We start from the raw sequence: 12,146 nt of genomic DNA, 5'->3' as shown, positions 1-12,146 counted from the left end.
GCGGCCCATTCGCGACACAAGGCCGCTCCTACAGGTGAGCGTATCGCCTGAGAAGCAACCCCTTCATATGTATATTCCGTAGCGGTATTTAAAATCCTGTTTTTATGACTTTATAGTCACCCCACTGCGTACCCGCCGACCAATCGGCGCGCCGCACGACTCGAACCCACACGGGCAATCCCCGTGCGTTTCCGATCGTTGCGCGCCCTGATGTCGCGCACTGCGACCAATGCCAGCCGCCTCGAACGCCTTGTCGTCCATCGACAGCGCCCTGCCGCAAACCTTCGACATCCGCCCGTTCAGCGGCGCCGTCGGTGCCGAGCTGGTACATCTTCCAGAACCGCAACGAGCTGTACACCGACAAGGTGGTCGCCGGGCTGGCGGTGGTGATCCTGATCGGCCTGCTGGTGGAGGGGCTGGTGTTCAACACCCTGGAGCGGCTGACCGTGCGGCGCTGGGGCATGCAGCACTAGATTTGTACGGCCGGTGTGGCCTGCTTCGCGGGTAAACCCGCTCCCACAGGCTATTCAAGAGCCCTGTGGGAGCGGGTTCACCCGCGAATGCAATAACACCGAGCTCAATCCCGATACTGTGCCGCCGCGCTGTCCAGCGTCCGCGCAATCTCCTCGCGCAGCGCCTGCGGCGCTTCTACCACCAGGCCATCCCCCTGGCTCAGCAGCCACCAGCGCAACGGCCAGCCATCGGCCACGGTCGCGCGCAGCCGGTGGCCTTGCTCCAGCGCCGTCAGTTGCATGTCGCCGGTCAGCGGCGCTTCGCGCAGGCGCCGCGCGAGCAGATCGCTGACCCACGCCTGCAGCTCGAGGCCGTCTTCCTGCCCCGGCTGCAACGTATCGCCACGCAGATAGCCTTGCAGGTCGAAGTTGCCGCGCAATTCGCTGCCCGCATTGGCCGACCAGTGCCAGCCGAACGGAATGCTCTTGTCGTTGCGCTCCAGCGGAAAGATCAACGACAGCTCATTGAGGTCGCGCTCGACCGTGCGCTTGCTGACGCTGAAGCCCACGTCACGCAGGCGCCACACCAGTTCGGCACTGGTGATCCCGGGGGAACGACTGGGCAACTGGCGCAGCAACGCCCATTGTCGACTGAGGGTGGCGCGGGTGGTGGCGAACGGCAAAAGGGAACGTCCTTGTCTAGGCTTGCCGGCATAGGATGGCGGCACGGGCGAGGCATGGCAATTGGCCACAGCCCTGCTCAGATCAAGGAAGCAGCAATTGGTTGCCTGGCTTTGAATCGTTCGCGACAGGTTTTGTCGTGCCATCGCGCAGAATCACGCCTCAACACAGTGGAGGTTGGAGCTGTGGGTCGTTCAATGAGGATGAACATGTCTGCCGCCAGCAATATCCATTCGCTGCTCGCCCGGCTGCTTCCCGAGCGGATCGTCCCGGCGCCGGCGCGCCCGGGCCAGCGTCACCGGCTGTTCGCCGGGGTCGGCATGCCCAGCCAGCAGGCTTTGCCCGGCGAGCGCTTCGGCCTGATCGATCGCCTGGACGAAGCGGTCGACCTGCAGGCGGTCTATCACGACCTGTGTCGCCAGGCGCTGCTGGGCAACGTGGCGGCGCTCAACGACCTGGGCTGGATCTGGCTCAACGGCAAGTACTGGCGGGGTGATACTTCGCTGGCCGGGCACCTGCTGCGCATGGCTGCGTTGCAGGGCAATGCCGCGGCGTGGTTCAACCTTGGTCAGCAGCACTATTTCGGCAAGGGCGTGGACGTGTCCTACGCCAACGCTGCGGAGTACTACCGGCACGCCTTCGAGCGCGGCATGGTGCATGCCGCCGCGGCCTTGGGCGACCTGTACGAGGAAGAGGTCTGCGACGGCGACCAGGTGTGGCAGGTCGATGCGCTCGAGGCCTACCAGTGGTTCCTGCGTGGCGCCCAGCGTGGTGAGAAACGCTGCCGTTTCGAGGTGGGCTATCGCTTGCTGCACGGTGTGAACGTGGAGGCGGATGCCCGGGCTGGGTTGTACTGGCTGGAGCTGGCGGCGGCGACCGGGGTGATGCATGCCGCCGAGGAACTGGCGGTGTACTTCAGCAGCCGCGACGCGGCACGTTACCTGGGCTGGCGTGACCAGGCCATCAAGCTGGGCAGTAAGCTGGCGTTGACCATGAAGCTGGAAGACCAGATCCAGCCGTGAGGCAAGGTGCGATGCGTTCCCTGAGCGGCCTTGTGCCGCGAAAGGGGTGCGAAGCGCCCCCGTGTTCGCGCATTAACCTGAAATCGCTGGGGCCGCTTCGCGGCCCTTTCGCGGCACAAGGCCGCTCCTACACAGTTCGCGCACGGCTTGATGAACAACCTTTCATCTCCCCCTCTTGTCGCCCACGGTTGACGACAGGGGGAGGGCAGGGCGTATATTGATAGTTAGCAAACTATGAATATCCTCGGTTCTCACATGTCCCTAGACGCACTGCACCTGAAGATCAGCAGCGGCATGGTCGTGGCCGCCCGGCATTGGCGTCGCCTGTGCCAGGGCGCCCTGACCGGCTATGGCATTTCCGAAGCCTGCGCCGTGCCGCTGCTGATGATCGTGCGCCTGGGCGATGGCGTGCATCAGGTCGCCGTGGCCCACGCCGCCGGTCTGGAAAGCCCGTCGCTGGTGCGCCTGCTCGATCAGCTGTGCAAGGCCGGGCTGGTCTGCCGCAGTGAAGATCCGCTGGACCGCCGGGCCAAGGCCCTGAGCCTGACCCGCGAAGGGCGGGCTCTGGCCGAGTCGATCGAGGGTGAACTGGTGCGCCTGCGCCGCGAAGTGCTCGCCGGTATCGACCAGGCCGACCTGGAAGCCACCCTGCGGGTGATCCACGCCTTCGAACAGGCGGGGCATCCGGCATGAATGGTTTCTTCAGTTCGGTGCCACCGGCGCGCGACTGGTTCTACGGCGTGCGCACCTTCGCCGCCTCGATGATCGCCCTGTACATCGCCCTGCTGATGCAACTGCCGCGTCCGTATTGGGCCATGGCCACGGTATACATCGTCTCCAGCCCGTTCCTCGGCCCGACCACCTCCAAGGCCTTGTATCGCGCCCTTGGCACCTTGCTCGGGGCCGGCGGCGCCATTCTCCTGGTCCCGCCGCTGGTGCAGTCGCCGTTGCTGCTGAGCATCGCCATTGCCTTGTGGACCGGCACCTTGCTGTTCCTCTCGCTGAACCTGCGCACCGCCAACAACTACGTGCTGATGCTGGCCGGCTACACCTTGCCGATGATCGCCCTGGCCGTGGTCGACAATCCGCTGGCGGTGTTCGATGTGGCCTCTTCCCGGGCCCAGGAAATCTGCCTGGGGATCGTCTGCGCGGCGGTGGTCGGCGCGGTGTTCTGGCCACGGCGGCTGGCGCCGGTGGTGCTGGGCTCGGCCAGCAACTGGTTCGCCGAGGCGATCCGCTACAGCGATACTTACCTTGCCCGTGAAGCCAGCGCCGAGAAGGTTGGCGGCATGCGCGGGGCGATGGTCGCCACCTTCAACACGCTGGAACCGATGATCGGCCAGCTCAGCCATGAAGGTGCCGGCCCGCATACGCTGAAGAATGCCCGCGAACTGCGTGGGCGGATGATCCACCTACTACCGGTGATCGACGCCCTGGACGACGCCCTGGTGGCCCTGGAAAACCGCGCGCCGGCGCAGTTCGCCCTGTTGCAGCCAGTGCTCGGGCAGGCCCGTGAATGGCTCAAGGGCACTGCCGACAGCGCCTCGGTGGCACGCTGGACCGCCCTGCACGAGCAGATCGACCGCCTCCAGCCCAGCGCCGCCGCGCTCGATCAGCGCGACCAGCTGTTGATGTCCAACGCCCTGTACCGGCTGACCGAATGGGTCGACCTGTGGCAGGACTGCTGCACCTTGCAGCACGCCCTGCGCCAGGACGACGCCACGCCCTGGCGCGCGGTGTATCGCCACTGGCGCCTGGGCCGGCTGACGCCGTTCTTCGACCGTGGCCTGATGCTGTACTCGGTGTTTTCCACTGTCACTGCCATCGTCGTTGCCTGCGGCCTGTGGATTGGCCTGGGCTGGAACGACGGCGCCAGCGCGGTGATTCTCGCCGCGGTGTCGTGCAGCTTCTTCGCCGCCATGGATGACCCCGCGCCACAGATCTACCGGTTCTTCTTCTGGACCTTGATGTCGGTGATCTTCTCCAGCCTGTACCTGTTCCTGGTGCTGCCCAACCTGCACGATTTCCCGATGCTGGTGCTGGCCTTCGCCGTGCCGTTCATCTGTGTCGGCACCCTGACGGTACAGCCGCGCTTCTACCTCGGCACCTTGCTGACCATCGTCAACACCTCGACCTTCATCAGCATTCAGGGTGCCTACGACGCCGACTTCTTCACCTTCATCAATGCCAACCTGGCGGGGCCGGTGGGGTTGCTGTTCGCCTTCATCTGGACCCTGGTGGTGCGCCCGTTCGGTGTCGAGCTGGCGGCCAAGCGCATGACCCGCTTCGTCTGGCGCGACATCGTCGAGATGACCGAGCCTGCGACCCTGGCCGAGCACCGTCAGGTCGGCGTGCAGTTGCTCGATCGCCTGATGCAGCACCTGCCGCGGCTGTCGCAGACCGGCCAGGACAGCGGCGTGGCGTTGCGCGACCTGCGCGTGGGCTTGAACCTGCTCGACCTGCTGGCCTACCTGCCGCGTGCCGGCCAGCAAGCCCGCGAGCGCCTGCAGACCGTGATCGAGGACGCCGGCGGCCACTACGCCGCCTGCCTGCGTGCCGGCGAGCGCCTGCATGCTCCGGCGGCGCTGTTGCGCAACATGGAGCGTGCGCGCCTGGCGCTGAACCTGGACGAGCTGTATGAGCGCGGCGATGCCCGCACCCACTTGCTGCATGCCTTGAGCGGCCTGCGTCTGGCGTTGTTGCCGGGCGTGGAAGTGATGCTCGAGCCTGCCGAACAAACGCAACTGCCCCCCGGCCTCGACGGAGCGCCCCTGTGATCGGTGAACTGGATATCAGCGGGGTGTTCCTGCCCACGCTGCTGGTGATGATGTTTGGCACCTACCTGTTGTTTCTTGGGGTGCACGCGGTGCTGGTGCGCCTGCACTTCTACCGCCTGGTCTGGCACCGGGCGTTGTTCAACGTTGCCCTGTATGCCGTGCTGCTTGGCGCGGTGGACCACTTTTGCCGAAGCCTGATGCTGCCATGAAAAAACCTTTGCTGACCCTGGGCCGTGTGGTCCTGACCTTGCTGGTAGTGACGTTCGCCGCCGTGCTCGTGTGGCAGATGGTCGTGTACTACATGTTCGCCCCCTGGACCCGTGACGGTCATATCCGCGCCGATGTGATCCAGATCGCCCCCGATGTGTCGGGGTTGATCCAGCAGGTCGAGGTGCGCGACAACCAGACCATCAAGCGCGGCGACGTGCTGTTCACCATCGACCAGGACCGCTTCACCCTGGCCCTGCGCCAGGCCAAGGCGACCCTGGCCGAGCGCCAGGAAACCCTGGCTCAGGCCTCCCGCGAGGCGCAGCGCAACCGCAAGTTAGGCAACCTGGTGGCGGCCGAGCAGCTGGAAGAGAGCCAGTCCCGCGAGGCCCGCGCCCGCTCGGCGGTCAACGAGGCCCAGGTGCAGGTGGATGTGGCCCAGCTCAACCTCGACCGTTCGGTGGTGCGCAGCCCGGTGGACGGCTACCTCAACGACCGCGCCCCGCGTGCCCACGAGTTCGTCAGCGCCGGGCGACCGGTGCTGTCGGTGGTCGACAGTGCCTCGTACCACGTCGATGGCTACTTCGAGGAGACCAAGCTCGGCGGCATCCATATCGGCGATGCCGTGGACATCCGCGTGATGGGCGACACCACCCGCCTGCGCGGCCGCGTGCAGAGCCTGGCCGCCGGCATCGAGGACCGTGACCGCAGCAGCGGCGCCAACCTGCTGCCCAACGTCAACCCGGCGTTCAGCTGGGTGCGCCTGGCCCAGCGCATCCCCGTGCGCATCGCCTTCGATGAAGTGCCGGAAGACTTCCGCATGATCGCCGGGCGTACCGCCACGGTGTCGATCATCGAGGGGCAACGTCCATGAAACAGCTGATCCTGGCGGGGCTGTGCCTGTCCCTCGGCGCCTGCATGATGGTTGGCCCCGACTACCAGCTGCCCAAGGACGCCGCGGTGCAGCGTGATGACCTCAATGGCCCGCTGCGCCAGGACGCCGACAGCGTGGTGTCGGCGCCGGTGCCCGAGGACTGGTGGCAGCTGTACCAGGATCAACGGCTCAACGAGCTGGTGCGCCAGGCGCTGAGCGCCAACACCGAACTGCGCGTGGCCGCCGCCAACATCGCCAAGGCCCGTGCCCAGGTGGAAGTGGCCGAGTCGCAAGGCGGCTTCAACGGTGGCGTCAAGCTGGCCGCCCAGCGCCTGCAGGAGTCCGGCGAAGCCTTCCTGCTGCCAGAGAAGGTGCCGGTGGGCAACATCGGTGAGGCCATTGTCAGCGCCAGCTACCAGTTCGACCTGTGGGGCACTTTCAAGCGTGGCACCGAGGCCGCCAAGGCCAACGCCGACGCGGTGCAGGCCGCGGCCGACACCGCACGCATCACCCTGGTGGCCGACGTGGTCAAGGCCTATACCCAGGTATGCTCGGCCAACGAGGAATACCATATCGCCCATGAGTCGCTGGACTTGCAGCAGCAGAGCGTGCAGCTGACCCAACGCCTGCGCGACGCCGGCCGTGGCGACGAGACCCAGGTGACCCGTTCGCAGACCCAGTTCAAGTCGCTGCGTGCCGAGCTGCCGCGCTTCAAGGCAGAGCGCGAGGCCGGCTTGTATACCTTGGCCGCGCTGCTGGCCAAGCCGGTCGAGCAACTGCCGGCGGGCACCGCCGACTGCGCCGAGCTGCCACAATTGGCGCAGCTGATCCCGATCGGTGACGGCGCCGCGCTGCTCAAGCGCCGCCCTGATGTGCGCCAGGCCGAACGCCAGCTGGCCGCCGCCACCGCGACCATCGGCGTAGCCACTGGCGCGTTGTATCCGGATATCAGCATCGGCGCGCAGATCGGCACCATTGGCCTGGCCAAGAATCTTGGCGATCCTTCGACCAATCGCTGGGGCTTCGGCCCGCAGATCAGCTGGAACATCCCCACCAACGGCACCCGCGCGCGCATTCGCATGGCCGAGGCCTCGACCCAGGCGGCGCTGGCGCATTTCGACGGGGTGGTGCTCAACGCCATTCGCGAGACCCAGACCCGCCTGGCGCAGTACAGCGCGCTGCTGGACCGGCGTGATGCGCTGGCCGATGCCGAGCGTTCGGCGAAAGAGTCGGCGGACCAGACCCACCTGCGCTACCAGGTCGGGCGCGAGTCGTTCCTGGCGGACTTGCAGGCGACCCGTACCTACACCGATGTCCGCGCGCAACTGGCGGCGGCCAACAGCCAGGTGGCGATGGGGCAGATCGGGGTGTTCCTGGCCTTGGGGGGCGGCTGGAAGAACAGCGCCAGGCCTTGATGGCTGCGAATACAGACCCCTGTAGGAGCGGCCTTGTGCCGCGATGGGGCGCGTAGCGGCCCCAGGATCTCGGCATCATGCAAAATTGCCGGAGCCGCTACGCAGCCCATAGCGGCACAAGGCCGCTCCTTGTATCTCGACTTTCGCCTCCCTAGAGGCGAAAGTTCTCGACTGATCATCGAGGGAAGGCCTTGAAGCAGAGCCGCTCCAAGGGCATCAAGCCCGCACTGTAGATAACGCTCTGGTCTTCCAACCCCACTCGACGAGTTCGAACGGTATCTAGTGCCCGCCCCCGGCGTGAGCACGCATTAACAAGGTTGAACTGAGTGTAGGGTGATCGACTTTCGTAGTTTGAAGGAGGAGATCATGTCCGTCTTTGTTGGCGTTGATGTCGCCAAAAAATCTTTCGACATTGCCATCCCGCTCCCCAATGGCAAGATGCGCACCAAAGCCAAGCTGTCCAATGATCCTGGAGGGTTCAGGCAGTTTAGCGACTGGCTTGAGCGCCATGCTGAACCAGGCGCCTGGATTGTTATGGAGGCTACAGGCATCTATCACGAAGCGCTGGCCGAGCACTGTCACAACCAAGGTTATCGGGTGTGCATTCTGAACCCGGCGGTGATTGCGAAATTCGCTGACGTGGAGCTTCGGCGCGTCAAAACAGATAAGGCTGACGCCAAAGTCATTGCTGCCTATGGCCAACAAAAGGCTGTCTCGCTTCGCCAGTGGGAGCCTGAGCCCCCTGCGCAGCGCCGCTTGCGTGCTCTGGTGCGGCGACTGGACGACCTCAAGGAAATGCGCCAGATGGAGCAGAATCGTTTGGATGTCGCACTAGATGCGGTACAGCAGTCGATTCAAGACGTAATCGGGCACATCAACGAAGAGCTGGAAAAGACCAGGAAGGCCATCGAGCAGACGATCGATGATGATCCAGACCTGCGCAAGCGACGTGAGCTGATTACCTCGATTGATGGTTTGGGTGACACCACTGCTACGTTGCTGCTCGCCGAACTGGGCGATCCACTGAAATACCAAAGCCCTTCTGCGATTGTCGCGTTTTCAGGCTTAAACCCAGTGGTGCAGCAATCGGGAGAGTTCATAGGTAAGAGCACTATTTCGCGTACAGGCGCCTCAAGGCTGCGTGCAGGCTTGTGGATGTCAGGCACTGTCTCAATCAGACATAACCCTGTTGTGAAGGAACTGGCAGAGCGGTTGAGCAGCCGGCACAAAGCTTACAAACAGATCGTCTGCGCGGCGATGCGCAAGCTGCTGCACCTGGTTTACGGGGTGGTGAAGTCGGGGATACCGTTTGACCCCAAAATCCCTCTTGCGGGGTGAGGGTCAAGACGGTATCTACAGGGATTGCGTGTGGCTCAGGGGGGCTAGTTCAGCACCCGCGCAGGTTCATCCGGCGGCAGGTTGTCGCGACCACGCGGCGCTTTTGGTTGCCCAGGCAGCGAGCCACCCAGTTGCTCGGCCAGCTGCTGCGCCACATCCTCGCCCAGCGCCTTCGACACCTCCCGCACCACCCGCGGACGGTTCAACGTCACGCGGCGGTCCTGGCCCTTCACCAGCTTGGTGTCCTGCCCTTCACCCATGGCGGTGAACGCCGAGGTGATCTCGTAGGTGCGGGTGTTGATCAGGCTGAAGTCGGCGACCACGGTCAGGCCCAGCACCGCCGAGTAGCTGTCGGTGTGGTCCAGCGAGTTGATGTCCTGCTGGAAGTCGATGTCCGACAGGGTGCCGAACAGCACGTAGTCGGCGCCCTTGAACGCGCCGTTCTTGATACGGCGGATCACGTCGTACACGTCTTCCTTCGAGTCGGCGGTATACGGGCGGCCCTGGACCAGCTGGAACATGCCGGTCTTGAGGAGCTCGCCCTTGATGTCACCGCCGAACTTGCGCAGTTCGGTCTGCTCGATGTAGCTGTTGAGGCTCTCGTACTCGCTGTAGCTCGACTGCCCGCTGGCGTGGTACATGCCGGCCTGGCCGCTGCTCTGGGCGTTGACGGTGTGGATGTATTCCTCCACCTGCGCCTGGTAGGCCAGGTCGGTCACCGCCACCTTGGGGGCCGCCTGCGCACCGAAGGCGCAGGCCAGGCCAATGATTGCCATCCATGCACGCATCGATCAGCGCTCCGTGGTCTTGCGGATTTCTTTTTCGTCCATCCACTCGGCCAGGCCGCTTTCGACGTCGACCAGTTGCAGGCTGAACTTGTAGAACACGTCCTTGTAGTCGCTGCTGCGCTTGACGATGGAGCTGATCGAGCCTTCCAGGCGGTACTTGGCGGCGATCATGTTGCCGGTCTTGGCCACGGTCTTCTTCTTGTACAGGCCGCTCTGGTTCTGCAGCTTGAGCTGGTCGACTTGGCTCTGCATGTCGGTGTTGTCACTGGCGAAGCGCGCCACGCCGGACTTCATCAGCTGGGTCTTGATCGAGGTGGTGATCTCGCGGGTATCGATGTACTCGCTGGTCTTGTTCTTCACGTCGTACACCTGCACCACCGGACGGCCGTGCAGCACGCCGGACTGGGCCAGGGAGCGGGTCATGCTCTCGGCGATCATCTGCAGGTCGGTGGAGCCGAACTCGTTGGTGACCAGCTCGACGGCCTTGCTGTCGCCGTAGCTGATGTTCTTGCCGCCGAGGACCGGCGACGGGGTGCTGCAGCCGCTGACCAGGGCAATGGCGATGGCGGCGAGGGAAAGGCGTGCAAACATGAAACGTGCTCCTGAAAGGGGTTACCGGGTGTGGACTTCGAGGCGGAAGTCGCGGGCGGCAGGGGTTGGGGCGATGGCGGGCAGGAACTTGGCCTGCTTGCCGTACAGCGGCAGGGCCTTCCAGCTTTCTTCGTCGGCCACCGGGAAACCGTCGTCGCCTAGCCAGGCGAAGCGGTAGTAGAGCGTCTGGTTGCCGCGGCTGGTGTTGTTCAGCGCCACGTTGACGGTGAGGAAACCGTTCTCGCGGGCGACGCGCATCTGGCCGATCTTGATGTCATCGAGCTGGCCCATGGTCACCACCTTGCTGGCGGCGCTGCCGGGCGCGGGTGGCGGGGTGGCACAGCCGGCCAGCAGGGCGACGGCGGCCAGGGCGAGGCATGTTTTGCGCATGTTCGATCCTTTGCTTACTTGAGGCTGGCGACGGCTTGCGCCGGGGCCTGCGGGGCGACTTCGACGGCCGGGCCGCCGGCGAATACACGGTTGCCGAGCACACGCAGGTTCACTACCTGGTAGGGCCGGTCGATCTTCACCTTGACCTGGGTGCCGCCGAGGCTCGACGGCAGGTTCAGGCGATGCTCGCCGGGCTTGAGGCGTACCCGCGCCACCTGGGTCTGGTCGGGCAGGGTGCGCCAGGTGCGGGTATCGGCGCCTTCGAGCACGGTGGAGGCGATGCCGACCACCAGGCCGGCCATGGGGTTGGTCTTGTTCAGGTTCTTCTGCGCCACGCCGCGGCTGATGGCGCGCACGCTGGTGCGCAGGATGATGCCCGGCATGTCGTCGCGCAGGGCGCGGCGCGACATGGCGCTGGTGCTGTTGAGCGCGGTCAGGGCCAAGGCCTGGTCGTCGAGGTTGATCGCGCCCAGGGGGGCGGTGGAGGTGTCCTCGCGCATGATCGGGAACGACAGCGGGGTGATCACCAGGTTGTCCTCGATCGGCAGCGGCAGGGGGATGCGGATCGAGTCGCGGGCCGGGGCCAGGCCGCTCTGCACCACGATCAGCACGTCGCTTTCACCGGCCTTGGCGCTGTTCTTGTCCAGGTCGAGCAGGGCCTGCTCCAGCAGCGGCGTGTTCGGGCGCAGTTCGGCGGCCTTGCGGTAGCCCGGCGCGGCCAGGCCTTTTTCGCCCAGGGCCTCATAGACGAAGCCGGACAGGTAGTGGCTGAAGGCGCTCTGGTAGCTGTTCTTCAGGTTGACCACTTCCGGCGCGTCGAGGCTGGCGACCGGGTAGCCCTGCAAATCCTTGTACTCGGTCTTGATGCCTTCCTTCTCGGCGTCTTCCTCGCGCTTGAGGTATTCCTTGTCGCGCAGCTCGGCGATGATCGCCTCGCGTTCGTGGGTTTTCTTGATCTCGGTGCGGGCACCGTCGAAATCGTTCTGCGCCAGCAGGTTCAGGGCCATCTGCGTGGTCAGCATGACTTTTTCGTAGTCGTAGCCTTCGTAGCGACGGACCTTGTCGTTGACCAGGTAGCTGCCGAACTGGCTGAGGTACTTGTCGGTGTCGAGCTTGACCGACTCTTCCCATTGGAACACCACGCTGTCGGCCGAGCGCCAGGCATCCTGGCTGCCCTTGAGGTCACCCTTGGAGCGCAGCAGTTCGCCTTTTTCGAAGTAGTAGAGCAGGTCTTTCTGCTCGCCCTTGTTGTGGCTTTCCAGCAAGGCGAGGGCGGCATCGACATTGCCGGCGGCCAACTGCTGGTTGGTCTCCTGCAATTCACTGTCGTAGCTGCGGAAGACCGAGCAGCCGGTGAGCTGCACGGCGGCGAACAGGGTCGCCAGGGTCAAAGCGCGGGATACCATCGGACTTCTTCTTTCCCTGAAACAAATGAGCCGCGCGGGCGGGGGCGGCAGATCCCTCTGTTTATCGCCAGAACCTCTCGATGGAGGCGCCTTGATTGCTAATGGCTATTACGGCGGCGCGGGATTATACCCAAAGTAGTAGCGCCATGATGGCGAAATGCTTCGCAACTTCCGCAGGTTTGCCAGCAGTCGAAAAAGCCTGCTC

Annotated in this window: 12 protein-coding genes and 2 pseudogenes; 9 read left to right on the top strand and 5 right to left on the bottom strand. The window is 64.7% G+C overall.

What is annotated here, in order from left to right; genetic code table 11:
* Positions 1 to 229: 229 nt before the first annotated feature.
* Positions 230 to 334: pseudogene (locus tag HU772_RS25140) on the top strand (TauD/TfdA family dioxygenase); the annotation flags it as partial.
* A pseudogene (locus HU772_RS24085) lies at positions 324 to 473 on the top strand (ABC transporter permease); the annotation flags it as partial. The pseudogenes HU772_RS25140 and HU772_RS24085, both read left to right, overlap by 11 nt.
* 104 nt (positions 474 to 577) lie before the next feature.
* Here HU772_RS24085 and HU772_RS24080 read toward each other — a convergent pair.
* Positions 578 to 1,135, bottom strand: a complete 558-nt coding sequence (locus tag HU772_RS24080) for a WYL domain-containing protein (RefSeq protein ID WP_186662684.1) — start codon at positions 1,133 to 1,135, stop codon at positions 578 to 580.
* A 207-nt stretch (positions 1,136 to 1,342) separates the two neighbouring features.
* Between HU772_RS24080 and HU772_RS24075 the strand changes: the two genes are divergently transcribed.
* The 7 genes from HU772_RS24075 to HU772_RS24045 all read left to right on the top strand — a co-directional run bounded on the left by HU772_RS24075 (position 1,343) and on the right by HU772_RS24045 (position 8,766).
* Positions 1,343 to 2,155, top strand: a complete 813-nt coding sequence (locus HU772_RS24075; protein ID WP_186662683.1) for a tetratricopeptide repeat protein — start codon at positions 1,343 to 1,345, stop codon at positions 2,153 to 2,155.
* 255 nt (positions 2,156 to 2,410) lie between these two features.
* Entirely contained in the window at positions 2,411 to 2,848 is a 438-nt protein-coding gene (locus tag HU772_RS24070) for a MarR family winged helix-turn-helix transcriptional regulator (protein ID WP_186662682.1), read from the top strand.
* Positions 2,845 to 4,932, top strand: coding sequence for an FUSC family protein (locus tag HU772_RS24065; protein ID WP_186662681.1), 2,088 nt, complete (start codon positions 2,845 to 2,847; stop codon positions 4,930 to 4,932). The genes HU772_RS24070 and HU772_RS24065 overlap by 4 nt, the downstream gene beginning before the upstream one ends.
* Positions 4,929 to 5,141 carry a DUF1656 domain-containing protein gene (locus HU772_RS24060; protein WP_016392395.1) on the top strand — a complete coding sequence of 71 codons (213 nt, stop codon included), beginning with the start codon at positions 4,929 to 4,931 and terminating at the stop codon, positions 5,139 to 5,141. Before HU772_RS24065 ends, HU772_RS24060 begins: the two co-directional genes overlap by 4 nt.
* Positions 5,138 to 6,013: an efflux RND transporter periplasmic adaptor subunit gene (locus tag HU772_RS24055; RefSeq protein WP_186662680.1), complete on the top strand. Its 876-nt coding sequence runs from the start codon at positions 5,138 to 5,140 to the stop codon at positions 6,011 to 6,013. The genes HU772_RS24060 and HU772_RS24055 overlap by 4 nt, the downstream gene beginning before the upstream one ends.
* Positions 6,010 to 7,428, top strand: a complete 1,419-nt coding sequence (locus tag HU772_RS24050; RefSeq protein ID WP_186662679.1) for an efflux transporter outer membrane subunit — start codon at positions 6,010 to 6,012, stop codon at positions 7,426 to 7,428. Before HU772_RS24055 ends, HU772_RS24050 begins: the two co-directional genes overlap by 4 nt.
* 366 nt (positions 7,429 to 7,794) lie before the next feature.
* Positions 7,795 to 8,766, top strand: coding sequence for an IS110 family RNA-guided transposase (locus HU772_RS24045; protein WP_217858722.1), 972 nt, complete (start codon positions 7,795 to 7,797; stop codon positions 8,764 to 8,766).
* A 44-nt stretch (positions 8,767 to 8,810) separates the two neighbouring features.
* On the opposite strand, the gene HU772_RS24040 is transcribed toward HU772_RS24045, so the two are convergent.
* Genes HU772_RS24040 through HU772_RS24025 form a run of 4 tightly spaced genes read right to left on the bottom strand, consistent with a single transcriptional unit; the run spans position 8,811 to position 11,941 of the window.
* A complete protein-coding gene (locus HU772_RS24040) occupies positions 8,811 to 9,554 on the bottom strand; it encodes a penicillin-binding protein activator LpoB (RefSeq protein ID WP_186660567.1) in 744 nt (247 codons plus the stop codon).
* A gap of 3 nt (positions 9,555 to 9,557) precedes the next feature.
* Complete coding sequence (gene lpoB, locus HU772_RS24035; RefSeq protein WP_186660568.1) at positions 9,558 to 10,145, bottom strand: penicillin-binding protein activator LpoB; 588 nt, start codon at positions 10,143 to 10,145, stop codon at positions 9,558 to 9,560.
* Positions 10,146 to 10,166: 21 nt separating this feature from the next.
* Positions 10,167 to 10,535, bottom strand: coding sequence for a YcfL family putative periplasmic lipoprotein (locus HU772_RS24030; protein ID WP_186660570.1), 369 nt, complete (start codon positions 10,533 to 10,535; stop codon positions 10,167 to 10,169).
* A 14-nt stretch (positions 10,536 to 10,549) separates the two neighbouring features.
* Complete coding sequence (locus HU772_RS24025; RefSeq protein WP_186660571.1) at positions 10,550 to 11,941, bottom strand: COG3014 family protein; 1,392 nt, start codon at positions 11,939 to 11,941, stop codon at positions 10,550 to 10,552.
* Positions 11,942 to 12,146: the final 205 nt, after the last annotated feature.

Origin of the sequence: Pseudomonas xantholysinigenes (assembly GCF_014268885.2) — a bacterium.
Lineage (GTDB): Bacteria > Pseudomonadota > Gammaproteobacteria > Pseudomonadales > Pseudomonadaceae > Aquipseudomonas > Aquipseudomonas xantholysinigenes.
This window is presented reverse-complemented; position numbering and strand designations above follow the sequence as displayed.

Excerpts from the sequence above, each read along its gene's own strand:
- HU772_RS24050 (WP_186662679.1), top strand. The coding sequence starts at position 6,010 with ATGAAACAGCTGATCCTGGCGGGGCTGTGCCTGTCCCTCGGCGCCTGC.
- HU772_RS24055 (WP_186662680.1), top strand. The coding sequence starts at position 5,138 with ATGAAAAAACCTTTGCTGACCCTGGGCCGTGTGGTCCTGACCTTGCTG.
- HU772_RS24070 (WP_186662682.1), top strand. The coding sequence starts at position 2,411 with ATGTCCCTAGACGCACTGCACCTGAAGATCAGCAGCGGCATGGTCGTG.
- HU772_RS24040 (WP_186660567.1), bottom strand. The coding sequence starts at position 9,554 with ATGCGTGCATGGATGGCAATCATTGGCCTGGCCTGCGCCTTCGGTGCG.
- HU772_RS24065 (WP_186662681.1), top strand. The coding sequence starts at position 2,845 with ATGAATGGTTTCTTCAGTTCGGTGCCACCGGCGCGCGACTGGTTCTAC.
- lpoB (WP_186660568.1), bottom strand. The coding sequence starts at position 10,145 with ATGTTTGCACGCCTTTCCCTCGCCGCCATCGCCATTGCCCTGGTCAGC.
- HU772_RS24025 (WP_186660571.1), bottom strand. The coding sequence starts at position 11,941 with ATGGTATCCCGCGCTTTGACCCTGGCGACCCTGTTCGCCGCCGTGCAG.
- HU772_RS24045 (WP_217858722.1), top strand. The coding sequence starts at position 7,795 with ATGTCCGTCTTTGTTGGCGTTGATGTCGCCAAAAAATCTTTCGACATT.
- HU772_RS24075 (WP_186662683.1), top strand. The coding sequence starts at position 1,343 with ATGTCTGCCGCCAGCAATATCCATTCGCTGCTCGCCCGGCTGCTTCCC.
- HU772_RS24030 (WP_186660570.1), bottom strand. The coding sequence starts at position 10,535 with ATGCGCAAAACATGCCTCGCCCTGGCCGCCGTCGCCCTGCTGGCCGGC.